At 44.3% G+C, this 23,873-nt stretch carries 27 protein-coding genes and 1 riboswitch; of the genes, 23 read left to right on the forward strand and 4 right to left on the reverse strand.

Annotation, left to right across the window (positions count from 1 at the left end; all coding sequences use genetic code 11):
* Positions 1–304 precede the first annotated feature (304 nt).
* Positions 305–350, forward strand: a riboswitch (PreQ1 riboswitch).
* Between the two features lie 10 nt (positions 351–360).
* The 10 genes from NST25_RS06075 (at position 361) to NST25_RS06120 (ending at position 8,930) form a co-directional block, all read left to right on the forward strand.
* Positions 361–1,074 carry a queuosine precursor transporter gene (locus NST25_RS06075; RefSeq protein WP_076128125.1) on the forward strand — a complete coding sequence of 238 codons (714 nt, stop codon included), beginning with the start codon at positions 361–363 and terminating at the stop codon, positions 1,072–1,074.
* Positions 1,075–1,351: 277 nt separating this feature from the next.
* Positions 1,352–2,833, forward strand: a complete 1,482-nt coding sequence (locus NST25_RS06080; RefSeq protein WP_340393480.1) for an AMP-binding protein — start codon at positions 1,352–1,354, stop codon at positions 2,831–2,833.
* The gene (locus NST25_RS06085; RefSeq protein WP_076142162.1) at positions 2,830–3,981 is read left to right on the forward strand and encodes a thiolase family protein; all 1,152 of its coding nucleotides are present in this window, start codon (positions 2,830–2,832) and stop codon (positions 3,979–3,981) included. Before NST25_RS06080 ends, NST25_RS06085 begins: the two co-directional genes overlap by 4 nt.
* A complete protein-coding gene (locus tag NST25_RS06090; protein WP_076128119.1) occupies positions 3,978–4,379 on the forward strand; it encodes a MaoC family dehydratase N-terminal domain-containing protein in 402 nt (133 codons plus the stop codon). Before NST25_RS06085 ends, NST25_RS06090 begins: the two co-directional genes overlap by 4 nt.
* Positions 4,354–4,695: a MaoC family dehydratase gene (locus NST25_RS06095; RefSeq protein ID WP_076142163.1), complete on the forward strand. Its 342-nt coding sequence runs from the start codon at positions 4,354–4,356 to the stop codon at positions 4,693–4,695. The genes NST25_RS06090 and NST25_RS06095 overlap by 26 nt, the downstream gene beginning before the upstream one ends.
* 2 nt (positions 4,696–4,697) lie before the next feature.
* Positions 4,698–5,519, forward strand: coding sequence for an SDR family NAD(P)-dependent oxidoreductase (locus NST25_RS06100; RefSeq protein WP_340393481.1), 822 nt, complete (start codon positions 4,698–4,700; stop codon positions 5,517–5,519).
* Complete coding sequence (locus tag NST25_RS06105) at positions 5,520–6,320, forward strand: energy-coupling factor transporter ATPase (RefSeq protein ID WP_340393482.1); 801 nt, start codon at positions 5,520–5,522, stop codon at positions 6,318–6,320.
* On the forward strand, positions 6,305–7,162 hold the full coding sequence (locus tag NST25_RS06110) for an ATP-binding cassette domain-containing protein (protein ID WP_339172036.1): 858 nt from the start codon (positions 6,305–6,307) through the stop codon (positions 7,160–7,162). Before NST25_RS06105 ends, NST25_RS06110 begins: the two co-directional genes overlap by 16 nt.
* Positions 7,155–7,958, forward strand: coding sequence for an energy-coupling factor transporter transmembrane component T (locus tag NST25_RS06115; protein WP_340393483.1), 804 nt, complete (start codon positions 7,155–7,157; stop codon positions 7,956–7,958). The genes NST25_RS06110 and NST25_RS06115 overlap by 8 nt, the downstream gene beginning before the upstream one ends.
* 6 nt (positions 7,959–7,964) lie before the next feature.
* On the forward strand, positions 7,965–8,930 hold the full coding sequence (locus NST25_RS06120) for a nitronate monooxygenase family protein (protein WP_076302281.1): 966 nt from the start codon (positions 7,965–7,967) through the stop codon (positions 8,928–8,930).
* An 84-nt stretch (positions 8,931–9,014) separates the two neighbouring features.
* Here NST25_RS06120 and NST25_RS06125 read toward each other — a convergent pair whose 3' ends face one another.
* Positions 9,015–10,109 (reverse strand): Xaa-Pro peptidase family protein, encoded by a 1,095-nt coding sequence (locus tag NST25_RS06125; RefSeq protein WP_076128106.1) that lies wholly within the window; start codon positions 10,107–10,109, stop codon positions 9,015–9,017.
* 225 nt (positions 10,110–10,334) lie between these two features.
* On the opposite strand from NST25_RS06125, the gene NST25_RS06130 reads away from it, so the two are divergent.
* Positions 10,335–11,177: an SDR family oxidoreductase gene (locus tag NST25_RS06130; RefSeq protein WP_076142168.1), complete on the forward strand. Its 843-nt coding sequence runs from the start codon at positions 10,335–10,337 to the stop codon at positions 11,175–11,177.
* Between the two features lie 25 nt (positions 11,178–11,202).
* Positions 11,203–11,706 carry a GNAT family N-acetyltransferase gene (locus NST25_RS06135; protein WP_076185721.1) on the forward strand — a complete coding sequence of 168 codons (504 nt, stop codon included), beginning with the start codon at positions 11,203–11,205 and terminating at the stop codon, positions 11,704–11,706.
* A 17-nt stretch (positions 11,707–11,723) separates the two neighbouring features.
* Here NST25_RS06135 and NST25_RS06140 read toward each other — a convergent pair whose 3' ends face one another.
* On the reverse strand, positions 11,724–12,068 hold the full coding sequence (locus NST25_RS06140; RefSeq protein WP_076128100.1) for a helix-turn-helix domain-containing protein: 345 nt from the start codon (positions 12,066–12,068) through the stop codon (positions 11,724–11,726).
* Between the two features lie 91 nt (positions 12,069–12,159).
* On the opposite strand from NST25_RS06140, the gene NST25_RS06145 reads away from it, so the two are divergent.
* The 10 genes from NST25_RS06145 to NST25_RS06190 all read left to right on the forward strand — a co-directional run bounded on the left by NST25_RS06145 (position 12,160) and on the right by NST25_RS06190 (position 20,305).
* The gene (locus NST25_RS06145; RefSeq protein ID WP_036681837.1) at positions 12,160–12,420 is read left to right on the forward strand and encodes a YqkE family protein; all 261 of its coding nucleotides are present in this window, start codon (positions 12,160–12,162) and stop codon (positions 12,418–12,420) included.
* Positions 12,421–12,648: 228 nt separating this feature from the next.
* Positions 12,649–13,596, forward strand: coding sequence for an ABC transporter permease (locus NST25_RS06150; RefSeq protein WP_036681839.1), 948 nt, complete (start codon positions 12,649–12,651; stop codon positions 13,594–13,596).
* A gap of 2 nt (positions 13,597–13,598) precedes the next feature.
* Positions 13,599–14,543, forward strand: a complete 945-nt coding sequence (locus tag NST25_RS06155; RefSeq protein ID WP_036681842.1) for an iron chelate uptake ABC transporter family permease subunit — start codon at positions 13,599–13,601, stop codon at positions 14,541–14,543.
* Positions 14,537–15,292 (forward strand): ABC transporter ATP-binding protein, encoded by a 756-nt coding sequence (locus tag NST25_RS06160; protein WP_340393485.1) that lies wholly within the window; start codon positions 14,537–14,539, stop codon positions 15,290–15,292. The genes NST25_RS06155 and NST25_RS06160 overlap by 7 nt, the downstream gene beginning before the upstream one ends.
* 122 nt (positions 15,293–15,414) lie before the next feature.
* Positions 15,415–16,419 carry a siderophore ABC transporter substrate-binding protein gene (locus tag NST25_RS06165; RefSeq protein WP_282579687.1) on the forward strand — a complete coding sequence of 335 codons (1,005 nt, stop codon included), beginning with the start codon at positions 15,415–15,417 and terminating at the stop codon, positions 16,417–16,419.
* 167 nt (positions 16,420–16,586) lie between these two features.
* Positions 16,587–17,090, forward strand: a complete 504-nt coding sequence (locus NST25_RS06170) for a sigma-70 family RNA polymerase sigma factor (RefSeq protein WP_036681849.1) — start codon at positions 16,587–16,589, stop codon at positions 17,088–17,090.
* On the forward strand, positions 17,083–18,276 hold the full coding sequence (locus NST25_RS06175; protein ID WP_076308061.1) for an anti-sigma factor: 1,194 nt from the start codon (positions 17,083–17,085) through the stop codon (positions 18,274–18,276). Before NST25_RS06170 ends, NST25_RS06175 begins: the two co-directional genes overlap by 8 nt.
* 202 nt (positions 18,277–18,478) lie before the next feature.
* Positions 18,479–18,985 carry a metallophosphoesterase gene (locus NST25_RS06180; RefSeq protein ID WP_076128097.1) on the forward strand — a complete coding sequence of 169 codons (507 nt, stop codon included), beginning with the start codon at positions 18,479–18,481 and terminating at the stop codon, positions 18,983–18,985.
* Between the two features lie 102 nt (positions 18,986–19,087).
* Positions 19,088–19,549, forward strand: coding sequence for a GNAT family N-acetyltransferase (locus NST25_RS06185; RefSeq protein ID WP_036681853.1), 462 nt, complete (start codon positions 19,088–19,090; stop codon positions 19,547–19,549).
* A gap of 33 nt (positions 19,550–19,582) precedes the next feature.
* Positions 19,583–20,305, forward strand: coding sequence for an HAD family hydrolase (locus NST25_RS06190; RefSeq protein ID WP_036681855.1), 723 nt, complete (start codon positions 19,583–19,585; stop codon positions 20,303–20,305).
* A gap of 322 nt (positions 20,306–20,627) precedes the next feature.
* On the opposite strand, the gene NST25_RS06195 is transcribed toward NST25_RS06190, so the two are convergent.
* Complete coding sequence (locus tag NST25_RS06195; RefSeq protein ID WP_076128094.1) at positions 20,628–21,734, reverse strand: FAD:protein FMN transferase; 1,107 nt, start codon at positions 21,732–21,734, stop codon at positions 20,628–20,630.
* 173 nt (positions 21,735–21,907) lie between these two features.
* Positions 21,908–22,840, reverse strand: coding sequence for a glycosyltransferase family 2 protein (locus NST25_RS06200; RefSeq protein WP_036681860.1), 933 nt, complete (start codon positions 22,838–22,840; stop codon positions 21,908–21,910).
* 236 nt (positions 22,841–23,076) lie between these two features.
* Between NST25_RS06200 and NST25_RS06205 the strand changes: the two genes are divergently transcribed.
* Positions 23,077–23,799 (forward strand): DsbA family oxidoreductase, encoded by a 723-nt coding sequence (locus NST25_RS06205; RefSeq protein ID WP_076308060.1) that lies wholly within the window; start codon positions 23,077–23,079, stop codon positions 23,797–23,799.
* Positions 23,800–23,873: the final 74 nt, after the last annotated feature.

Consider the following 23,873-nt stretch of genomic DNA (forward strand, 5'->3'; position numbering starts at 1 on the left):
CCATGCCAACTGCTGGAAATTGGCGACCCGAGATATATTCCATAGTTATGTCATATTTCTACTAAATGGATCGGGAATAAGGTGTTTGATACTATTCTATAGAATTAACCTCTGGATGAATAGTGAAAGTTTTGTCCTATAGAGCATTTTTTTCTGAAAAAAATGAATTATTGCTGACTATTTTAGATAATTGGCGAAAAAAAAGAAATGGAACTACCAATTTCATATAAGAATATTATTTTTATGGATTGTTAAGCGCTATTGTGATAGAGTATTAATGTTTTGTTCCGAAAATTTAATATTGTAAGCCGCGGTTCGTAACCATCCCGCGTAAACAAAACTAGGAGGAATTTCAGTAATATGTTTAATTTGCTGTGGGGAGTTTTATTTGTTATTGTCAATTTTGCTTTTTTTCTACTCTGTTACCGCTTGTTCGGGAAAAGTGGAATGTATGCCTGGGTAGGTATTGCTACTGTAATTGCTAACATTCAGGTAGCTAAGACGATTGCTATGCCATTTGATATTGTGATGACACTCGGAAATACGATGTATGTCACTTTATATATGACCAGCGATTTACTTAATGAGAAGTACGGAAGAGCGGAAGCACGTAAAGCGGTCTGGTTTGGTTTCTTCACCTTGCTTATGACTACTGTCATTATGCAGATGGTATTAGTATTTAAGCCGCAGGAGACCGATATCGCTCAGTCTTCTTTGGAGACGATTTTTGGGCTGATGCCTCGACTAGCTTTGGGTAGTCTTACTGCTTACTTCATTAGTCAGTTCCTAGATGTTCGGTTGTACTCTTGGATTCGTAAATATTACAGCACCTCAAGTCAGCTGTGGATTCGTTCCAACGGTAGTACGATGATTAGCTCCTTTGTGGATACACTTATTTTCTGTACCATTGCGTTTGCGGGCTTGTATGACTGGAATGTATGGCTTGAAATTTTGCTTACGACTTATCTAGCGAAGTTCTTACTAACCGCAGTAAGCACACCTATCTTATATATCGCCCGAACCTTTACTTTTGCTGAAGAGGGTTCACCATCATCCGTTCAAAAGAAGGACTAAACAACAATACAGCCAGCGCGTACCGATCATAATCGATGCGTGCTGGCTGTTTTTTCGTTGTAAGATGGACTTAATCGTTACATGAAAGATGTGTACATAAAAATAATATAAAGCTAAAATAAGCTATCGTAGCAATTCTAGCGGGTTAGTTTAACAGGAGCGCCTGCGATGGCGCTTATCACATATCCTTTAGTTTGGGCTGGACTTGCGGGGCAGTCCGATTGAAGAGAATGTATATAATCGGTAGTCACAGAAATTACGAACAGGTGTGATCAGGATGAATCTAGTAGTTCCTATACTGCGTCATGCAGCACAGCAGCCCGACAGCATTGCCTTAACCCATGACCAAGCAAGTCATACCTATGCCACATTAGTAAAAACGATGCGGAGAATCGCGAATGGCTTACAGCAAAAGGGTCTGAGGCATGACAAAATCGCGATTTTATCTACGAATCGTATTGAATTTGTTGAGGTTTTTTTGGGGGCGATTTATGCGGGCTGTGTTCCCATTCCCTTAGATCCCAAATGGAGTGCTAATGAACTGCAGGTTATTATAGAGCAGTGCCAGCCGACAATGATTTTTGCCGAGCCGGAAGCCGCAAAGAATCTGGTTTTCAAGGATCAAGTAATCCAAACATTGACCTTCTCAAATGAACGAACAGGTTCCTATGATCAGTGGTTGGCTGCCCTGAAGCCGGAGGCTGAGTTGGATGAGACGAATGAATTATTATTTATTGGCTTTACGTCAGGCACAACCGGATTGCCCAAAGGTTATATGCGTACCCATTTATCATGGTTAAAAAGCTTTGAGGTTTCGAATATTGCTTTTGAATTGGACGCTATGAAGGATGTTTTGGCACCAGGTCCATTTGTGCATTCCCTATCCTTATTCGCCGTAATGCAGAGTCTATATGGTGGAGCAACCTTTCATATCACACAAAAATTTAGTGCCACGCAGGTGTTAGAGTTGTGTCAGCAAATTCCGGGCGTGGTGCTGTTCGTCGTACCAACAATGATCGAATCCATGATGCAGCAGGCTGTACCTGGGCAGATACAGATTGATGCGATGATTAGCTCAGGTGCAAAGTGGTCGGAGTTGTCCAAGAAAAGGGGCATGGAAGTGTTTGGTGGAGCGCGGCTTTATGAATCCTACGGTTCTTCAGAAGCGAGCTATATTAGTTATTTGAATGTTCTGACCGAGCATAATCCGACCTCTGTAGGCAAACCTTATCCCGGGGTGCAAATTTCCATTCGTGATGACCAGTTCCGGGAAGTCCCTCCTGGGGAGATTGGGCAGCTATATGTGCGTAGTGATATGATATTTTTAGGCTACCATCAATTGCCGAATGAGACAGCAGCAGCTTTTAGAGAGGGATGGCTTGTTTTAGAAGACTATGTTTATCAGGATGAAGCTGGTTATTTATATATGGCGGGACGTTTGAAGAATAAAATCATATCCGGAGGGCTGAACGTTTATCCGGAAGAAATAGAGAGGGTGCTGGAGTTTCTTCCGGAAATAGATGAAGTGATGGTGCTTGGCGTGCCTGACGATTACTGGGGAGAACAGCTGATAGCTCTCGTGAAGTGGAGCGGAGAACAGCATTTATCTGTCGAAGATATTAAGAATTATTGCCGCCAGTATTTAGCGAGCTACAAAGCGCCGAAGCAGCTGCTAACCGTGGATGAATTTATCTATACAAGTAGCGGGAAAATTGCCCGGCAAGCGATGAAAGACTATGTGAAAAGAGCGATGATATGATAGAAGCAGTAATTGTCATGGCAAAACGTACACCGGTTGGCAGAATGGGTGGCTTATTAAGTACACTTGAGCCGGAGGCATTACTGGCGCCGCTTATTCAGCATATTGTAGCCGAAACGAACTTGCCTAAAGAACTGATTGATGATGTCATTATTGGGAATGTTGTGGGCCCAGGAGGTAATATTGCCCGGGTAGCTGCGCTTGAAGCGGGGCTGCCTGTTTCGGTTCCGGGTGTCACCGTGGATCGTCAGTGCGGATCTGGGCTAGAGGCAATTAATATAGCAGCAAGACTGATTCAAAGCGGCGCTGGTGAGATTTATTTAGCAGGTGGTGTCGAAAGTACGAGCCGTGCTCCATGGAAAATGGCTAAACCACAGACGTTAATGGGGGTTCCACAGCTGTATACCCGTGCACATTTTACGCCTAGCTCTTACGGCGATCCGGATATGGGAATTGCTGCAGAGAATGTAGCTAGGAAATACGGGATTTCTCGAGAAGAGCAGGATCAATATGCCTTAAAAAGCCATCAAAAGGCGGTTCATGCTCAGCAAAGTGACCGGTTTCAGCAGGAGATAGTACCTCTTCAGGTAGAGGGGCAGTGGGTGAGCACCGACGAATGTCCTCGGGCAAATACGAGTCTGGACAAGCTGCAAAAGCTGCCGCCAATTTTTGAAGAAAAGGGTACCGTCACTGCTGGAAATGCCTGTCCTATTAATGATGGCGCAGCGCTTCTATTAATGATGTCTCGTGAGAAGTGCCAGCAGCTTAAGCTTACCCCTATTTTGCGGGTCGTGGATGCGCAAGCTGCGGGTGTAGATCCGAACTATTTGGGTATGGGGCCTGTACCAGCTGTGCAAAAGGTGTTAAAACGCCAAAAGCTTACCGTTGCCGATTTAGATATCGTAGAGTTTAACGAAGCTTTTGCTTCACAAGTATTGGCATCACTGAACGAGCTTCAAATTCCACAGGAAAAGGTCAATCTTGGTGGGGGGGCATTAGCAATAGGCCATCCATACGGAGCTTCCGGGGCTATGTTAATGACTCGCTTATGTGCTGAAATGCAACATGCCCCTTACCAACGAGGGCTTGCTACTCTGGGAATCGGCGGTGGGATAGGTCTGGCAACACTCGTGGAGGTTATAGAATGAACAGTGTCCGACATCAGATCCATATGACTGCTGAATGGATTTCGGACTATGCACAGAGTATTGAAGCACCCGTGCAGACGATAAATGGAAAGCTGATCGCTCCTGCGACGATGCCTATTATTTTCTGGCAAGACTTCGATATTCCTTGGTTAATCATCGGTGAACCCTTGCTTCACGGCACTCAGAAATTTTCATATCAGGCTCCGATTACGGCGGGGATGATTTTGGATTGTGAATTAGCGTTAACGGGCGAGGTGCAAAAAGAAGGCAGACAGGGTAAACTGACTTTTTACACACATACGCTGGTTTGTAGGTGTGAGGGTAAGCTAATAGTCACCGCAGAAACGGTGTTAATTCGGGTAGGTGATGATCATGATAAAAAAGTGCATAACAGCTGAGGCTATCCGGCAATATGCAACTGCTTCCCAAGATTTGGCGCCTATACATCTAGATGCAGAGGCCGCAGCCAAGGCTGGTTTGGAGCGACCCATCGCACATGGGATGTATCTTATGGGATTAGCCCAATCTTTGTATATTGCTGAGCACCCTACACAGTGGATCACTCAATATGATATGAAATTTCATAAGCCAATAGAGGTCGATAGTGTCGTGATTTTTGATTTTGCAGCGGACGATTGCTTTGTGAAAGTGATCCTTACAACAGAAGCTGGTGATGTTATTGCTGCGGGAGCTTTTGCAGTGAAAGAGGTGTAGTGATGACTAGAGTAGCCTTAATTACTGGAGCAACAAGAGGGATCGGACGTAGTATCGCCATGCAACTTGGCAAGTCAGGTTATATAGTGGTTGTAAATGGTACGAAACAAGTCTTAATTGATGAGGTTGTGCGCGAGATCCACCAGGCAGGCGGAGAGGCACTAGGGTACGCTGCTAATGTAGCCGATTCCGCCGCAGTCACTGCCATGGTAGGTGAGGTCATTGCCCGATACGGTCGTATCGAGGTGTTGATAGCTAACGCGGGAATTGTGCAGGATCAGAAATGTCAACGTATGACGGATGAACAGTGGAAGAATGTTCTGGATGTGCATTTAAATGGCACTTATTATTGCATTCAACGAGTATTACCACATATGCGTGAAACAGGTGGGGATATCCTGTTGATGACCTCTGCTGCTGGACTAGCAGGTTCCGTAGGTCAGGTGAATTATAGTGCAGCCAAGGCTGGAATACTGGGCATGATGTGGACGCTCGCAGCAGAGCTGAAACGTGACCAGATTAGGGTCAATGCGATTTCTCCAGCGGCATTAACGGATATGACCAGACCAATAATTGACCATTTGAAGGAGAAACATGCCAGTCGTAATGAACCTTTGCCTGATTTTTGGAGAATAGGTGACGCGGAGGCTATTGCTTCCTTCGTGACTGCATTGTTGAGGGAGTCCGACGCGGATTTAACCGGTGAAATCTTTGCCGTGAATGGATCAAAAGTGACAAAATGGGAGAAGCCTGCACCTGCATTTTCCGAGAATAGCATTGAGGCATTTTTTGCTGCTTGGCACCGTCAAAAGGGGACTGAATAAATGCTTACCTTCGATCAAGTTTGTTTTTATTATAAAAAAGGACAACCTCTTCTGGAGGATATTAGCTTTACGATAGACGCAGGGGAGTTTGTGGCGATAGTCGGGGCGAATGGTTCTGGCAAATCCACTATTGCAAAGCTCATGGACGGACTGCTGCTGCCGCGAAAAGGGACTGTACAATTTAAGAGCTTGGACACAGCAAAACCAACGGATCTTGCGGAGATTCATCAGCAAATCGGTTTTGTTTTTCAGAATCCAGAGGATCAATTTATCACCACAACCGTTATGGATGAGGTGCTTTTTGGTTTGGAGAATATCCGTGTGCCGAGGGAGGAAATGCGCAGCCGATTGGATCATGCCTTACAGGCCGTTCATATGGAGGATTATCTGGAAGCTATGCCACATCAGCTATCTGGAGGCCAAAAGCAACGTGTCGCTATCGCAGCTATATTGGCGATGCGCCCGCAAGTCATTATTTTTGACGAGGCTACCTCAATGCTTGATCCCCAGGGAAGACAGCAGGTTCTTTCTATCATGCAAGAGCTGCATCGTCAAGGCCTGACCCTAATTCATATCACCCACCATATGGAGGAAGTGCTTGCAGCAGAACGCGTATTGCTCCTGCACCAAGGACGACTTGAGTTTGACGGCGATCCACTGACTTTTTTTGAATCCATGCCTGTTGCGGACTATCAATTACAACTGCCCTTCGCAGTGCGTGTACATACATTGCTCCATTCAGCAGCACCGCTAACAGCCGATTGGAAGGGGAAAATTCGATCACAATGGTCTACCAATTAAAAAATCTAAGTGTGAACTATGCCGATCATGTGGCTTTGCGCAATATAAACTGCACTATTCCTGAAGGCAAATGGATTTCTATTATCGGTCCAACAGGCGCAGGAAAGTCTACCTTTGTCAAAGTGCTGAAGGGCTTGATTCCCACCGCAAAAGGAGACTATTGGATTAACCAGCAGCCTGCCAGCAGAGATGCTAAAGGACGCTTAAAGGTTGTCCCCGAGTTGGGTTTCGTTTTTCAATATCCGGAGCATCAGCTATTCGAAACAACGGTGCATAAGGAGCTTGCTTTTGCTCTGAATCAGCAGGGTGCTTCACGTCAGCAAATTACAGAGGCGATTGAAATGATCTTGCCGCAAGTGGGTTTGCCAGAGGGGATTCTCCCCTTAAATCCATTCCAGCTAAGTGGTGGTGAAAAGCGCCGTGTAGCTATTGCCTCTGTACTGATGACAAATCCGAAGCTGCTGATATTGGATGAACCGACAGCGGGTCTCGATCCAGCTAGCCAAGTGTCTTTGCTGAGGCTACTAAAGGAATGGCAGCAACAAGACAATCGCACCATCCTCTTCGTTTCGCATCAGATGGGTGATGTTGCCGAATTCTCAGATGAGGTCATGGTTTTTCATGAAGGTCAGTTAAAAGGGCATCATGATACCAGAACATTGTTTCTGGAAAAGGAAGAATTACTGCTGGAACTTGGACTATCCTTGCCTGAACCCGTACAGCTCTTGAAGCTAGTGGAGGAATTATCTGGTCAGAAGATTGAAGTTGCCAGCTGTAAAGAGCAGGATATCTTCGAAGCGATTTTGCCGATTTGGCATTCGAGGGGGCAAGGGCATGGCTGATTCCGTATTAGTCGGTCAATATGTGGAGACACATTCGATTTTTCATCGTTTAGATCCTCGTACAAAGCTTGTAAGTATCGTGATGCTCATGCTTAGCTTTATGATGCTTGGTACGGGGCTTAGTTATGTTGTTGCAACCTTTTTTGTATTGGGAATGTTATTACTGTCTAAAGTTCCTGTGCATTTTTTTTGGCGAGGGCTACGGCCGGTATTATTTATTTTATTATTTACTTTTGTTTACAATGCCGTGTTCACCAAGGGGACGATTCTCTGGTCATGGTTTTTTATCGAGGTGACTGAAGAGGGATTGCGGATAGGATTACGTTTTGTATGGCGGATTATATTGCTCATCTTGTTGGCCTCAATTCTGACATTAACTACTAAACCGCTAGACTTAGCTTATGGTCTGGAGAAGCTGCTTGCCCCTCTATCCAAATTGGGGGTACCCGTAGAACAGTTCTCTTTAATGATAGTGATTGCGATCCGTTTTATCCCTACTATCAAGGAGGAGCTTGATCGTATCCTTCTCGCACAAAAGGCTAGAGGTTATGATCTTACAGTATTATCACTGCCTAAACGGATATATGCGTACATTCCGATCATTATCCCTCTGCTCTTCACAACGATTCAACGTGCTGAACAGCTGAGCTATGCAATTGATGCGCGTGCTTATGGGAATGGTAAAGGAAGGACTTCTTTTAAAAGACTGCAATTTCAACAAATAGATTATTTGGCAGGGGGAGCTGCCCTTTTAATTGCCGTGATTCTGCTTTGCTTAAAGATAGGAAAGGTGTAGATGAAGATGAAATGGAACACCCGTATTACGGAGTTATTGCACATAGAATATCCTATTATTCAAGGAGGACTTGCTTATTTAGGTTATGCAGACCTTGCGGCTGCGGTTTCAAATATCGGTGGACTGGGTCAGGTCACAGCAATGAGTCTTCCGGATGCGGAGGCCTTACGTGCAGAAATACGTCGGGTACGAACACTAACGAACAAACCATTTGGTGTTAATTTTGCTATCGGCATGCATGGGATTGGTTATGAAGATCGGGTGCAGGTCGCCATCGAAGAGCAGGTTCCCGTGGTGAGCCTCACTGGAGGGAATCCAGCCCCTATACTGGAAATGTTACAGCCCACCGATATTAAAACACTCGTGCTCGTCTCCTCACGCAGACAAGCCCAAAAAGCTGAACAATTAGGGGCTTCTGCGGTTATTGTTGTTGGGCATGAGGGAGGGGGCCACTTAGGGCGTGACGATGTTGGAACCATGGTGCTCGTTCCCCAAGTGGTTGATGCGGTTAATATTCCTGTGATTGCTTCCGGAGGGATCGGAGATGGCCGTGGATGGATGGCTGCTCATGCACTTGGGGCTGAAGGAATCGAAATGGGCACTCGTTTCGTTGCTACAGTGGAATGTGTTCATGCGGCCGCTTCTTATAAAAAAGCTTTAGTAGAAAGCTCAGAGTCGGATACGGTTGTAATCAAACGTTCTATTGGAGCACCCGCACGAGTGTTACGTAGTGACTACATTGATCAAATTCTTGAAATCGAGCGCGTGACACCGACCTATGAAGCATTAAAAGAGTATATCAGTGGTGCAGCCAACAAGCGCTGGATCTATGATGATATCAAAGAAGAGGGCATCGGCTGGGCAGGTCAAGTGACAGGAATGATCCAAGATATTCCTACAGTCGCGGAGCTGATCGGCAGGATGGTGAAAGAGGCTAAGTTGGTTCGCGGGATGTGGGGAACACAGGTTTGAATTTAAAAAAACACAGAGCGGCGATTCTCTCATTATTTGAGGAATCGCTGCTCTGTGTTTTTGGCTGTGGCTTGTAATTCTTTTCTATAAATGAAGAATAGTCAGTTCCTTAGGGAAGCTTGTTAAGGTCTCTGCACCTTCAGCTGTAATAATCAGATCATCTTCGATACGTACACCCGCTAGTCCAGGCACATAAATTCCTGGCTCAACGGTGAACACATTGCCGATTTCGATAATGTCGTCGTTCTGTCCGTGAAGTGATGGATATTCATGAACATCCATGCCCAGTCCGTGTCCGACACGGTGTAAGAAATATTCTCCGAATCCAGCTTCTTCAATCACATCACGTGCAGCTTTGTCGACTGAGCCGAAAGGTGCTCCAGGATTGGAGGCAGCGATCCCAGCTTCGTTGGCAGCCAGCACAGTGTTATAGATAGTGACTAGCTTGTCGTCCACGGATTCAATAGCAAAGGTACGTGTAATATCAGAAGCATAACCATCGGCATACACCCCGATATCAAACATCAGGAAGTCGCCGGGTTGAATGACCCGGTTGCCCGGAACACCGTGAGGCAGGGCAGTTTTCGGACCAGAAAGCACCATAGTGTCGAAGGAAGGGCCGGAAGCGCCAACCTTTTTCATTAGATATTCTAGCTCCGCTACTAGATCGTTTTCTGTAACGCCTGTTTTTACGTGGGTAAGAACGCGGCGCAAGGCTTCCTCAACTAGCTCAGCGGCATGTTTCATGCGCTTAACTTCATCCGGGGTCTTTTTGGAGCGCATGCTGCGCAGCAATGGACCAATATCACTAAACCTTTCAGCTGGAACAGCAGCGGTTAGGTGCTCAAAACGGGCTACTGAGAAATGTTCTTTTTCTATGCCGAGAGTACCTAGCTTACTGCTGCCGAAACAATCTTTTAGCAGGTTATAGGGATTATCAGTGTCAGTGTGAGTTAGGATTTTGGTGACCGAAGAGGCTGCTTGAGCTGCTTCTGCATCCAATGCAGGCAGAATGAGCATAGGCTCTTCTCCGCGTATCAGCAGCAGACCCAGAAAACGTTCATGCGGATCGCTGGCGAAGCCGGTTAAGTAGTAGACATGCTTAGGATCTGTTACGAGCAGGGCATCCAGACCTTCGCCTGCCATTTGCTGCTCTAGGCTTGTCAGAGCATTATTCATAGTTGGTGTTCCCCTTTCAACTTCACGATTAGAACTGCAATATTCCTATTATAGATCAAAAATAGACCAGACGCACCTGACGAACTATAACTATCGTTGGCTAATCATGACATGAAGCTTTTCTTAACCCTACTAGTTGGTGTAACATATCTTTAAATATACTTCTCCTAAGGTTAGGCTGAAGCTTATTCGGGTACGGTTGTTGAGAGAGGAGTGATTCTTGCAATGAGAGGAACAATCGCACTTGTTACCGGAGCGAATTCCGGTATGGGGCTGGCCACAACAGTTGAACTGGCTCGCAAGGGAGCTAAAGTTATTATGGTTTGCCGTAATCGCCAGCGGGGAGAAGAAGCACTTGCTGCCGCCAAACAAAAGAGCCACTCCGAGGATATCGAGCTCATGTTGTGTGATCTGGCTTCACTTGAGAGCATTCGCAGCTTTGCTGAGGAATTCACTATGAAATATCCGATGCTAGACATACTTATCAATAACGCCGGGGTAGTCACGATTAAGCGTCAGCTTACGAAGGACGGCTTTGAGATGGATCTTGGCGTAAATCATTTGGGGCATTTTCTACTTACCAATCTGTTACTTGAGTCGTTGCAGGCAGCAGAGCAAGGCCGTATCATTGTGGTTGCCTCTGGTGCTTACAAGATAGGTGCGCTCCATTATGAAGATCCAACCCTCGCTCGCCGTTTTAATCCTGCAAAAGCCTATGCCCGATCCAAGCTAGCCAATATTCTCTTCACGCGGGAGCTGGCTTCGCGTCTTCACGGAACAAGGGTGACGGTGAATTGCCTGCATCCAGGAGCAGTGGGGACGAATATAGGTGTAAACCGGGAGACTGGTTTCGGCAAGTCGGTACTTAAGTTACTCTCATACTTTTTCTTAACACCTGAACAAGGTGCCGATACAGCGATTTATTTGGCTACAGATCCCGATCTTGGAGAGGTAACCGGTCAATATTATTATCGAAGAAAGATTAAACAACTGTCTCCCAGAGCGCAGAATACAATAGAAGCCGAACGGCTGTGGCAATGGAGCCAGGAGCAGGTCGGCCTGAGTTAATTAATACATTTGGAGGAATTAAGGGATGAATTGGGAGAACAGCAGAATTGAAGATGCAACATCTGCAGACTTAGCAGCTATTGTAGATATTTATAACTCAACGATTGCTGGGAGGATGGTAACTGCAGATCTGGAACCCATTACTGTTGCAGACCGGGAGAAATGGTTTCTTGAGCATAATAGCCATCACCGTCCCTTATGGGTACTGAAGCAAGGAGATGAAATTGCTGCATGGTTCAGTTTTCAATCCTTCTATGGTCGTCCAGCGTATAATGCAACAGCAGAAATCAGTGTATACGTGAATGAAAAGTTCCGTGGTGGTGGTGCGGGCAGAATTCTTCTGACAGAGGCCATTGAGAAAGCCCCTAGTCTCGGAATTAAGAATCTAGTCGGCTTTGTATTTGGACATAATGATCCAAGCCTTGGTTTGTTGAAAAAGTTTGGTTTTGAAGAGTGGGGAATGCTGCCTGGTGTGGCTGAACTTGACGGTATAGAGCGTGATTTAGTCATTGTCGGCCTTAAAATCTAACGCCTCATATAAAACGCTTACATTTTGAGAGTTGAATTTAGATTATCGGTGTCACAATCGACCCATTCTTTGGACCAACTCTGTAAGTCTCGGATGACTGATTCCAGGGCAAGACCTTTATCCGTCAAAGAATATTGGATCCGCACGGGGGTCTCTGGGAACACTTCTCGAAGAACGATCCCTTCCTGTTCCAGCTCTTTGAGCCGTTCGGAGAGCAGTCTTCCACTGATGGGCAATGCCGCTTCAATTACATTGAAACGTTGGGGTCCTTGAAGGAGCTGGTAGATAATTAAACCAGTCCAACGCCTGCCGATAATATCCATACTTTTTTGTAGCCGGGGACATAAATCATTGGACTTCATAGGGCTCACCTCTTAGTAAACATTATAAACGAAAAGACCAATAACTTAAACAAATTCCAATTTAATTCAGTACTAGAAAGGATGATGGACAGTGGCTAAAAAAAAGAAAATGCCTACCACACCAAGAGCCGCTACGAATGATGGCCCTGCTACGTTAAAAGATCTGCTAAGCAGTGATGTTCTAGGAAAGCTGAAGGCGCAATCTGATGCGTTGAAAGCGGAGGAAAATGACCGTAAAGAAGCTGCCCGTAAGGCAGTGGAAGATCAGCGCAAGGCTGAGCAGAAGCGGTTGGATAATGATTTTGCACATCTGCTGGAGAACAGTAATCAGGATTGGAAGAAATATAAATAAATCCTATAGCTTAGCGCTAAAAATATGGCAAAGATTAAAGAGGCACCCGTTAGGGTGTCTTTTTTTAGGTAACTTAAGCAGATAAGCCTAAGTCTTAATTATTTTAAATTTAAGTATATGAAAGGGTTGACCCTCAAAGTGGGCTTAGGTATAATTTAAAACATTGCGAATGAAAATCATTATCATAAAATCGCATGTGTAAACTATTAAACAGATAAGGAACAACTCATGAAACTAAAATATTTGTCCCTACTTCTAATAGTATTTTCATTTATATCTTTGTTTATAGGCGTTAAAGATATATCCCCATTAGATCTCTTTCATCTTACGGAATCTCAAGCACAGACCTTGCTGGTAAGCCGGATTCCCCGGTTAGCCGCATTGATTATCGCTGGAGTCAGCATGAGTATTGCCGGATTAATTATGCAACAGCTGTCACGCAATAAATTCGTCTCCCCGACTACGGCAGGGACGATGGATTCCGCGAAATTTGGTATTCTCGTATCCCTCATGTTATTCACAGGCGCAACGCCAATGCAGAAATTGCTGGTTGCTTTTGTTTTTGCACTATTGGGCACCTTTATTTTTATGAGAATCTTGGATCGGATCAAGTTCAAGGATAGTATTTTTATCCCGCTGGTCGGACTCATGTTCGGCAACATTGTAGGCTCGATTACCACTTTTTTTGCGTATAAAAATGATTTGATTCAGAATATCTCGTCTTGGATGCTTGGAGATTTCTCAACGATTATCAAAGGCCAATACGAATTGATTTATATCAGCATTCCACTTGTCATCCTGGCGTATCTCTTCGCTAATAAATTTACGGTAGCCGGTATGGGCGAGGATTTCTCCGTTAATCTTGGCATGAATTACAAAGCGGTTGTCAACGTGGGATTGGTAATTGTAGCGTTAATCTCTTCTGTTGTCATTTTAACCGTAGGTACGATTCCATTTCTGGGTCTGGTAGTACCTAACATTGTAACGTTGTACATAGGAGATAACCTCAAAAAAAGTCTGGCGCATACAGCCATTCTCGGAGCGGTGTTCCTCCTGTTCTGCGATATTCTGGGCAGGCTCATTATCTATCCATATGAAATATCAATCAGTCTCACGGTAGGCGTCATCGGTAGTGGTCTGTTTATCTACTTGCTGATGAGAAGAAAGGCGAACTAGAGATGAAGACAAAACTAACTATATTATCTATAAGTGCTGTCGCCCTCATCGTCTTGTTTATGACGTATCATGCTTTGGGAAATTGGGACTACGTTCTGCCCAGCCGGGGAAGAAAGCTGGCGGCCATTCTGATTACCGGAGCTGTGATAGCTGTCTCTACCGTAGTTTTTCAGAGCATCACGAACAATCGTATTTTGACACCAAGTATTCTCGGGCTCGATTCCCTGTACATGTTAATCCAGACGTTCGGTGTATATGCCTTAGGTTCATCGAATATGACCTTTATGAATAAAAACATCAACTTCTTGTTCTCTGCGTGTCTCATGGTCCTGTTTTCAGGCGTATTGTATAAGCTAATGTTCCGTAGGGAAGGACAAAATATTTATTTCCTGCTGCTGGTAGGGCTGATCATGGGGACGATGTTCCAGAGCGCGTCTTCTTTTATGGAAGTGCTTATTGATCCGAACGAATTCCTGATTCTACAGGGGAAAATGTTCGCTAGCTTCAACAATGTCAGCAGTGACCTATTGATTCTTTCCACCATTGTTCTGACGCTAACTACGTTGTATTTCTTGCGATTTGTTAAGTATTTGGATGTTATTTCGCTTGGAAAAGATGAAGCCATTAATCTGGGGATCAATTATGACTATGTGGTCAAAAGGCTGCTAGTTATTGTATCTATCTACGTTTCGATCTCGACGGCTCTAGTGGGGCCAATCACTTTCTTAGGTTTGTTGGTAGCTAATGTGGGACACCAGCTGTTCCGTACCTATAAGCATGCCTATCTGATTCCTGGAACGATTCTGCTGAGCATTGTTGCGCTTGTCGGCGGGCAGTTCCTGGTCGAACGTGTTTTTGGATTCAATACTACGGTTAGTGTGATTATCAATTTTGCAGGCGGCGTCTACTTCGTCTATCTGCTGTTAAAGGAGAATAAGTCGTGGTAGAAGTTAGAAATTTAACCAAACGTTATGGCGGAGTAACCGTCGTTGATGATGTGTCCTTGTCCATTAAAAAGGGCGCAATCACCTCGTTTATCGGACCAAATGGTGCGGGTAAAAGTACACTGCTCTCCATGATCAGCAGACTTATCTCCAAAGACGCAGGAGAGGTGCTGATCGAAGGTAAGGAAATCGGTACCTGCAAAAGTAATGAGCTTGCTCGTAAAATATCGGTGTTAAAGCAGTCCAATCATATTAGCGTACGCCTCACTGTGAAGGAGCTCGTTTCTTTTGGGAGATTCCCGTATTCACAGGGGAAGCTGAGTCCGGAGGATCGGGCGTTCGTTGACGAAGCGATTGCTTACATGGATCTCCAAGAGATGCAGGATAAATATATTGATCAGCTCAGTGGAGGACAACGCCAGCGGGCATATATTGCCATGGTTATGGCTCAGGATACAGAGTACATTCTGCTCGATGAACCGCTCAACAACCTTGATATGAAGCATTCCGTCCAAATTATGAAGGTGCTTCGCCGCTTGGTGGACGAGAAGGGGAAGACGATTGTGCTCGTTATCCACGATATTAACTTTGCTTCTTGTTACTCTGACTACATTGTTGCGCTTAAAAATGGAAGAGTAGCTTCCTCGGGTACAGCGGATGAAATTATAGATTCTGCAGTTCTTAAAGAGGTATATGACATGGACATTCCTATTGAAACTATAGGAGGCCGAAAAATCGGTGTCTATTTCTAAAAAGGTAACTATTACTATGTGGATATTATTATGACGTAACGTAAGAAGTGAAAGGCGCCAGCTTCTTAACGCATACGCGAATAATTCAAATAGCTTCACTATAAAAATTAGGGGTGAATACATTGAAGAAGAACTTATCTTTACTGATTATGACAGTATTTCTTGCGGTAATCTTGGCGGCTTGTGGCTCCAATAATGCAGCAACTTCAAATAACAACACAGCAGCGGCAGGCAATTCGGAAGCTACTACTGCACCAACAACGGAAGCTACTACAGCACCGACAGAGCTTACTTTCAAGCATGCGCTTGGCGAAACAACTATCAAAAGCAATCCGCAAAAAGTGGTTGTTTTTGACTTCGGTACACTGGATACGCTGGATAAACTGGGTGTAGAGGTGACTGGAGTGCCTCAAAGTAATGTACCGGCTTATCTCTCTAAATATAACGATGCTAAATATGAGAATGTTGGGGGTTTGAAAGAGCCTGACTTCGAAAAAATAAACAGTCTTTCTCCGGACCTGATCATCATTTCCGGCAGACAACAGGATTCTTACGAAGAATTCAGCAAAATTGCACCTACTCTGTATGTGGCTGTAGATAATGCAAACTACATGGAATCTTTTACGAATAACGTGAAAATGCTGGGTCAAATTTTTGGAAAAGAAGCAGAAGTAGAAACTGAGCTTGCGACTATCAATGATTCCATCAAAGCTTTGAATACGAAGGCAACAGCTGATGGCAAAAAAGCACTTGTTATTCTTGCGAATGAAGGAAAAATCAGTGCTTACGGTGCAGGTTCCCGTTTTGGGATTATCCATGATGTGTTCGGATTTGCACAGGCTGATGATAAAATTGAAGTATCCACTCACGGACAAAGCGTATCCTACGAATATGTAGCGGATAAGAATCCGGATTATCTGTTTGTAGTGGACAGAGATGCGGCTGTGAAGAGTGATGGCGGCGAAGCCGGCTCAGCTAAAAAAGCAGTTGAAAACGATCTAGTGAAGAACACAAATGCCTTTAAAAACGGTAAAATCATTTACTTGGATCCTAACTACTGGTATTTGTCCGGTGGCGGTTTAATATCCGTTAGCGAAATGCTCAAAGAAGTTGAAGTTGTTCTGTAAGCAGAGTAGCTTGGTGAATTAAAAAGCCTGTTGGCAGGAGTAATACTCCTTGCCAGCAGGCTTTTTTTCGCTTTTTTCCATGGAATTACTGGTATATTCATACTAGTTGCTAAATTTATCTGTAACTTTTCAGGCTGGGATACGTGGTTAGGTTAAGGGGGGAGTGCATGAAGCGAAAGTCATTGGATGAAATATATCAGATGTATGTGATGGATATTTACCGCTATTTGCGCTCCCTTTGTGGTGATCATTATGCGGCTGAAGATTTGATGCAAGAAACCTTTTATCGCGCTTATCTACATTTGGAGGATTGTAAAGAAGAGAAGATTAAGCCATGGTTGTTCCGTGTCGCTTATAACGCCTTCGTAGATTACAAGCGAAAGGAAGGCCGCAGTACAGTTCAGAGTGAGGATTATTTCAAAAAGCTTGCTCATCCAGATACCACAGAAAGCACACTGCTTCATCAGGAACGTTGGGAAGAGATGAGGATAGCAGTAGGTGAGCTACCGGACAATCAGAGAAATGCACTGCTGCTGCATGATTTTCATGGGCTGAGTTATCGGGAAGCATCGGACATTATGGATGTGGGCTTGTCCCAATATAAGATATTGATCTTTCGGGCCAGACAGAAGCTGCGTGAGGCAGAGCGGAGGAGAAATGAACATGAGTGAAGAGTTTAAGGAGAAGTTAAGAAGGTATGGTGAAGGCACTCTTGCTGATAAGGATAGGGATGAGGTTGAACGTGAGCTAGAGAAGATGGAAGCTTACCAGGCTTATCTGGATGAACTCATGAGTGAAGAAAAGCCGGCTTCAGATGAGGAGAAGAGCATAAAATTCGGAAAGGGTAAAAGAAACAGACCCGGTAAAGAAAAAAAGATCATCCGCCGGGGCAAGTGGAAAGCACGCATATCAAATACTTTGACGGTGATTTCTGCATTTTTGATTTTTTTGATCGTCAGCAGTATCATCACAGCGGTATTTTATGGCACTGGAGAAAGAGGAGAGACTTACCGTGATGTCGTTTCTTCCGCAATTGCTGTTTCACAGCCGAATACAATCGTCCATTTGAGTAGCGATTCCGGACCGTTTTTTAGTATGAATCTGCAGGGTGAAATAATAAAACAAATTGGTGATGCGCGGATTAATGTTGGAGATTATTCGATGAAGTTTCTATTAGGCTGGCCCAGAATATATAGTTATTCATGGACATATGAACGCAGTGGGACAGGTAATTACTTTATCTATCCCACTGAGAACCAGTCTGCAGAAAATAGGATGGATGACAGCAGTGAGTGGGAAAAACTAGAAAAGCTCCCTGAAGGTACGGTAGGAGAAGCCTATTTGTCTTTTGAACAATTTTTTACGACAGATGAGCTATTGAAGAAGTTTCAGCATAAAAATCTTGAGCTTTTATGGTTCGCAGCAGATACAGGTCCAAGGACACAAGAGCCAGTAATAAATGATCCCTTAGGATTTCCAAGTACGCCCATCTGGCATGCCGATGATATGAAGGTGACACAAGAGTCAAAGAAAAAGTGGGGTTGGTTTGGAGGGGTGACTAGCCGCACGAGTGTTTCTCCATCTGTTGACTCATATGGGGATGGTGAACTTCGTAATGCGAACTTCCTTAAGACACTGCACTTAATGCAGGAGCATAAATCGATCGCCAACAAGGTAATTCCGTTTATTGATCTGGATGACTCCATTAGTTATCTGGAGAAGAACGGAGTTAGGCTGTATGGAGCTGTCGTAACCGGTCCGGTTAAAGAACTGCTCAAGTTAAAGGAAGAAAAATGGGTCAGTAATATTCATGTTGAAGAAGTAAGATTATGGAATTGGCAGGATAGAGAGAACTGAGTTGGGATGCTAAATACTGTAGAAGGTAGTAAGCATAAATGATTTCTTTGGAATTACTTTATGGCAGCCGGATATGCCCTGTGTTAGTGGGGTGTACCCGGCTTTTCTGTGTGGGAGAAGTCACAGAACTTGCTTCTCGTTTAAGCAAATCGTACAATTATTTGAATATGAGATGAGTATGATAGATTAGGAGCTGAGTTATATGAAAGTAGGCGTGGTATCAGATACACATATGACAAGAATGGCTAAGTCTCTGCCCAAAGCACTTGTTGCTGAATTCCGGAATGTAGACTTGATTCTACATCTTGGAGATTGGGTGAGTATGGGAATCTACGATTTGTTGGCTGAATTGGCTCCAGTGGAAGGGATTGCTGGGAATAACGATGGAATAGAGATCATCGAGCGTTTCGGGGAGCGTAAGCTGCTAACGCTTGAGGGAGTCCGGATCGGAATGGTCCATGGTCATACGCCACACTCCCGCAAAGGAACGGACGGGAATGCGTTGCTTGCTTTTGCGAACGATAAGGTGGATTGTATTTTATTCGGTCATTCGCATCAGCCTTTATTGCGGGAAGAGAATGGGATTCTGCTCTTTAATCCAGGATCGCCAACGGATAAACGACGTGAGAAACTGTATTCCATCGGAATTTTGGATATCGAAGAGGGTAAAGTCAGTGCCCGGCATGTGTTCTACGATTCCAAAGAATAAGAATAATTGTCCAAATGATCTGGCGTTCGCTCCATGGTGCACGGTACGGCTGAAATATACAATAACGTTAAAACGGCCCAAGCCGGAAAGTGAGCGTTGAGGATGAACAACTATCGTATTGAACGTGTGATCTATGATGATTTGGAACGGCTTATCCCATTGTTTGATGAGTATCGGGTATTTTATGGGGCAGTCTCTGATCTGGATGGTGCACGTGCTTTTTTATCAGACCGATTGAAGCTGAACGATTCGGTAATCTTTATTGCGGTGGAGGGAGAAGGCGAGGAGAAACGAGCGTGGGGCTTCACCCAGCTCTATCCCTCTTTTTCATCGGTCTCTATGGAGCGTCTCTGGATATTGAATGATCTATATGTAACTACGGAACTGCGAGGTCATGGGCTCGGCTCCAAGCTGCTGGAAAGTGCCAGAGCTCATGCGCTCGCTACGAATACGAAGGGCTTGTCCCTGACAACAATGATGGCGAATGTGGGGGCACAGCGTTTATATGAAGCGCATGGCTACATTCGGGATGATGATTTTTATACCTATAACCTTTTTTTCTAAAGCTAGAGAGAAAGACGAGTAAGGGGCGTTAAAGTGGATACAAGTAATAAGCTGGCAATCTTTTTTGACCTTGATGATACCTTATATGATCATTTGGTTCCATTTAAAGAAGCGGTGCGTCAAGTACTTAAACCGGATGAGAGCAGTCTGGACTTTGCGGAATTATTTTATAAAGTAAGACATCATAGTGATGTATTATGGCCTATGTATTTACGTGGAGAAATTCCGCTGGAGGAGACAAGGGTACGCCGATTGGAGCTTGCTTTTGCAGAGTATGGTTTACAGCTCGATCGTGATCAAGCCACGGCGGTACAAGCGGCTTACATTGGCCGTCAGTACACCATTCAAATGATAGATGGAGTCCGGGAGCAATTGGAAAGGTTCATTACTGCTGGTCATAAAGTAGGCATCATTACGAATGGACCCAAAGATCATCAAATGAAAAAGATTCGCGGATTAGGTCTGGATCAGATGATCCCCGAGGAGATGATTTTTATTTCTGACGCTGTAGGTCTGGCCAAACCAGATCCGCAACTCTTTTTGCATGTAAATCAGAAGTCTGGTACTTCACCAGACCATTCACTTTATATTGGCGATACCTGGGCTAATGATGTAGTAGGAGCGCTTGCGGCTGGCTGGAAGGTCTGCTGGTATAATCCGAGAGGCAGACAGCCGGCTACGGATCATAAGCCTAGTTATATTTTCACGAATTATAAGGAATTTAGCGAGTTGCCTTTGGTGCTGCAAAAATCTTGATCAGGAATTAATTAGGGAAAAACTCCCTGAAATTAACCGGTTAGAGCGCGAAATTGAGGTTATTGGGGATTTCCTCCCTAATAAAACCTAAATAAGCACGGTTATAGCCATATTCGGGTGATTTTCAGGGAGGTTTTCCCTAATCGAAGGTTTACCTTGAAAAAATCTAATGATTTTAGGGAGGAATTCCCTAATTATCAGGCTGCTGGGCGATGAATGGGCGATGAATATCCCTCAGCCACGCCAAAGAACCTTTATCCACAACAAAAGAGCTTGCCTCCCAAAGCCAATAATGGCTTTATGGGGGCAAGCTCTATTTCATTTAATCAGCGAAGCTGTACGTAGGGTCAGTCAGATTCATTCTTTCTTTAATGCCTGGTGTGGCGTAGATTTTGTTGTCATCGGTAATAAAGAAAGCTTCTACATCTTCAGGTAACGACTCCAGATATTTCATGCCTTCTTCGATCCCCATCAAGAATACCCCAGTGGACAAAGCGTCCGCATCTGTTGCATTAGGGCTCATAATGGTCAAGCTTTTGAGACCGTTCTGAGAAGGGTAACCTGTGCGTGGATCAAGAATATGGTGGTAACGAACATTGTCTTGCATAAAATAACGTTCGTAAACACCAGAAGCATCGATGACCTCATCTGCGATTTTAATCGTTCCTAGCTGTGTGCCGCGGCTTTGGTCAGGGTCTTGCAGACCAATATTCCAATCCGTTCCGTTTGGTTTCGTACCTAACGCAATAATACTGCTGCCGCCGAGGTTGATCATTGCACTGTTAAGGCCTTGCTCTTTTAAATAATCAGCGATACGGTCAGCAGCATACCCTTTGCCGATACCTCCAAGATCCAGTACCATATTTTCCTTCAGTAGCTTCACGGTCTTAGCAGCTTCGTCAATTTCAACGTCCCTGTAATTGGTTAGGCTCTTGGCTGCATCGATAGCTGCTGGATCAGGGACTTTATCCCCGCCACTACCGATGTTCCAGAGGTCGATCAGCGGACCAATCGTGGGATCGAATAGCCCGTCCATTTCTTTTGCATATTGCACCGATTGTTTTACAACATCTAAGGTCTCTTCCGAAACGACAACCGCTTCTTTTCCTGCTGCTTGATTGACTGCGTAAACCTCGCCGCCTTCTTTTGTACGGCTAAGCTCCATATCCATTCGCTCCAGCATTTGCTGGATATCATCCATATTTTTTTGGGCTACATTTTCTCCGAACACTTTGATATTCACGACCGTGTCATAGATATAAAAGGTCTGTGAGAGTGACTTGGCTTCGCCTTTTCCTGAAGCTGTTGCGCCACCCGGTGTTTCCGTCGCTTTGTCATCCTTATTTTTAGTAATTAGCCAAGCGCCGACAGCTATGACGACGATGAGGATAACAACGAGGATCAACGTCGTTTTTTTGTTCTTGAACATATTCCACCATCCATAAAGTTAGTTTCTAAAACACATTATCACTATCATACCCTAGATCAGAAGTTGATGGAAATTAATTTCATGGCATATTTAGGTACAACTCCGTCTGCACGAAAAAAAAGCCCCGCAATCTGATTCGGAGCAACGCTGTGGATATAGAGGTAACTATTAAGCTAATCTAGCATGTATTCACGGTATTTGTTTTTACGAGGATTCATTACGAAAAGGATTCCCTTGGCATAACCGCTAACGGCTTTGAAATTTCGTTTGAGAGTTTCTTTGCCTGTCAGACAGGTTAACGTCCAGATCAATGCGGCATAATTCATAGGGGGGGCTTTACGTAAGTTGAGCAGATAATAATGATTGATGGCAGTAGCTCTTGCAACAACGCCCGCCTTATCCCGAGAACCCGGCGACTCATGATGAATGATTTTCATAGCCGGGTTAATGACAAGCTTGCCATAACGGCTAGCCAAATGGGACAAGTAAATATCTTCGGCAATGGAGTAACTTGTCATCCAGGGATAGGGTTTCATATCTTGTAATGCTGAGCGCCGGAATGACATATTGCAGCCGTGAAAAAAATCTGTCTCAAAAACCTGCTCCTTCTCTCCCCACAGGAATAGGGAGCCTGCAAACATGCTTGGGGATAATCTGCCCGGGGATCCGGACATTTGTCCGGTCAGCATGCCAAACAGCCGGCCCGGTTTGCTGCTGCGCATGCCTTTTGCCACACCGCCTACACCGACAATTGAATCGTCCGCTGCATAAGTATCAAGTAATCGTCGAATATATAAGGAATCATCTAATTCTGCATCATCGTCTAAATGAAGCACAATTTCAGCATTTACTAATCCAAGTGACTCATAACGGGAAAGCCAGAGTCCCGGATTAGTCTTACGATGATATCGAAACTCAGCCTGTGGCAATTTGTTCAGTATGTTACGATAATAGGTTAATCTTTCTTCAGGAATCTCACCGTCATCCACAATCCAGAGCTCGATGGAGACATTCTCTAGCTGTGTCTGCTTGCTAATAGACTCTATGCACACTGTAAGGTCGTTTATACGGTTACGGGTAGGTATCACTATAGATACATCATGCATATGGGGATCTCCCTTCGGAATTTCTGGTGTTAACTTTATTCTATCTGCCCTGAAGGGGAGCGTATATACCACTTTCGTTTACTTTTTGCTTTAACATTCACGTCTATAAATGTTATTTTAATAAAAGTTAAGTTTGTAATTTTGAGTTTTTAACTATATAATAGTAAGCGACGTATATTTAGTTATTACTCTTATATAACAGCTATAAATTATCAATAATATTAGGAGGTTTTTTCGTGAGAATAGATATCTGGTCCGATTATGCATGTCCTTTTTGTTATATTGGCAAAAGACGTTTGGAGAATGCGCTCAGCCAATTCCCGAACCGTGATCAAGTGGAGGTAGTATTCCGTAGCTTTCAATTGGATCCACATGCAGAGGTAAGTACAGACAAGAGTATTCATGAGCTGTTGGCTACCAAATACGGGATGACCGTTGAAAAAGCAAAAGCAATGAACGCACAACTAACGGAGCAAGCTAAAGATGTGGGTTTGGAATTTAATTTTGATACAGTGAAGCATACCAACACTTTTGACAGTCACCGACTGAGTCATTTTGCAAGCACAAAGGGAAAAGGTGCAGAAATGTCCGAACGTCTGCTGCGTGCCTACTTTACGGATTCATTAAATCTTGGAGATCGCAGTGTACTGGCTTCACTCGCTGCTGAAGTAGGTCTGGATCAAGCGGAAGCTGCGGCAATGCTGGAAACGGATGCTTTTGCGAATGAGGTTAATGGCGATATTGAAGAAGGAAGCCGTCTTAATATTACCGGTGTACCTTTCTTTGTATTCAACAATAAATATGCTTTATCTGGTGCACAACCAGGTCCTGTATTTAAAGAGGTATTGGATACTGTGTGGGCGGAGGAACAAGCAGGGCCAACATTACAAGTGGTTGGTAAGGGGAATTCTGAAGTATCCACCGATGATGGCTGCGCAGATGGATCTTGCAATATTTAAAGTTTGGATTCGAGTAAAACAAAAGAGCTGAGGGAGCCCTCAGCTCTTTTTTGTTTCGATAAAACTGTTCTTTT

Source organism: Paenibacillus sp. FSL E2-0190, assembly GCF_037992965.1.
Lineage (GTDB): Bacteria > Bacillota > Bacilli > Paenibacillales > Paenibacillaceae > Paenibacillus_AQ > Paenibacillus_AQ odorifer.

What these genes read in the sequence shown, in the direction of transcription:
- NST25_RS06120 (WP_076302281.1), top strand. Translation starts at nt 7,965, where the DNA reads ATGAAATGGAACACCCGTATTACGGAGTTATTGCACATAGAATATCCT.
- NST25_RS06125 (WP_076128106.1), bottom strand. Translation starts at nt 10,109, where the DNA reads ATGAATAATGCTCTGACAAGCCTAGAGCAGCAAATGGCAGGCGAAGGT.
- NST25_RS06150 (WP_036681839.1), top strand. Translation starts at nt 12,649, where the DNA reads ATGAAACTAAAATATTTGTCCCTACTTCTAATAGTATTTTCATTTATA.
- NST25_RS06090 (WP_076128119.1), top strand. Translation starts at nt 3,978, where the DNA reads ATGAACAGTGTCCGACATCAGATCCATATGACTGCTGAATGGATTTCG.
- NST25_RS06130 (WP_076142168.1), top strand. Translation starts at nt 10,335, where the DNA reads ATGAGAGGAACAATCGCACTTGTTACCGGAGCGAATTCCGGTATGGGG.
- NST25_RS06100 (WP_340393481.1), top strand. Translation starts at nt 4,698, where the DNA reads ATGACTAGAGTAGCCTTAATTACTGGAGCAACAAGAGGGATCGGACGT.
- NST25_RS06185 (WP_036681853.1), top strand. Translation starts at nt 19,088, where the DNA reads ATGAACAACTATCGTATTGAACGTGTGATCTATGATGATTTGGAACGG.
- NST25_RS06135 (WP_076185721.1), top strand. Translation starts at nt 11,203, where the DNA reads ATGAATTGGGAGAACAGCAGAATTGAAGATGCAACATCTGCAGACTTA.
- NST25_RS06175 (WP_076308061.1), top strand. Translation starts at nt 17,083, where the DNA reads ATGAGTGAAGAGTTTAAGGAGAAGTTAAGAAGGTATGGTGAAGGCACT.
- NST25_RS06105 (WP_340393482.1), top strand. Translation starts at nt 5,520, where the DNA reads ATGCTTACCTTCGATCAAGTTTGTTTTTATTATAAAAAAGGACAACCT.
- NST25_RS06110 (WP_339172036.1), top strand. Translation starts at nt 6,305, where the DNA reads ATGGTCTACCAATTAAAAAATCTAAGTGTGAACTATGCCGATCATGTG.
- NST25_RS06115 (WP_340393483.1), top strand. Translation starts at nt 7,155, where the DNA reads ATGGCTGATTCCGTATTAGTCGGTCAATATGTGGAGACACATTCGATT.
- NST25_RS06155 (WP_036681842.1), top strand. Translation starts at nt 13,599, where the DNA reads ATGAAGACAAAACTAACTATATTATCTATAAGTGCTGTCGCCCTCATC.
- NST25_RS06075 (WP_076128125.1), top strand. Translation starts at nt 361, where the DNA reads ATGTTTAATTTGCTGTGGGGAGTTTTATTTGTTATTGTCAATTTTGCT.
- NST25_RS06180 (WP_076128097.1), top strand. Translation starts at nt 18,479, where the DNA reads ATGAAAGTAGGCGTGGTATCAGATACACATATGACAAGAATGGCTAAG.
- NST25_RS06085 (WP_076142162.1), top strand. Translation starts at nt 2,830, where the DNA reads ATGATAGAAGCAGTAATTGTCATGGCAAAACGTACACCGGTTGGCAGA.
- NST25_RS06170 (WP_036681849.1), top strand. Translation starts at nt 16,587, where the DNA reads ATGAAGCGAAAGTCATTGGATGAAATATATCAGATGTATGTGATGGAT.
- NST25_RS06195 (WP_076128094.1), bottom strand. Translation starts at nt 21,734, where the DNA reads ATGTTCAAGAACAAAAAAACGACGTTGATCCTCGTTGTTATCCTCATC.
- NST25_RS06140 (WP_076128100.1), bottom strand. Translation starts at nt 12,068, where the DNA reads ATGAAGTCCAATGATTTATGTCCCCGGCTACAAAAAAGTATGGATATT.
- NST25_RS06200 (WP_036681860.1), bottom strand. Translation starts at nt 22,840, where the DNA reads ATGCATGATGTATCTATAGTGATACCTACCCGTAACCGTATAAACGAC.
- NST25_RS06095 (WP_076142163.1), top strand. Translation starts at nt 4,354, where the DNA reads ATGATAAAAAAGTGCATAACAGCTGAGGCTATCCGGCAATATGCAACT.
- NST25_RS06080 (WP_340393480.1), top strand. Translation starts at nt 1,352, where the DNA reads ATGAATCTAGTAGTTCCTATACTGCGTCATGCAGCACAGCAGCCCGAC.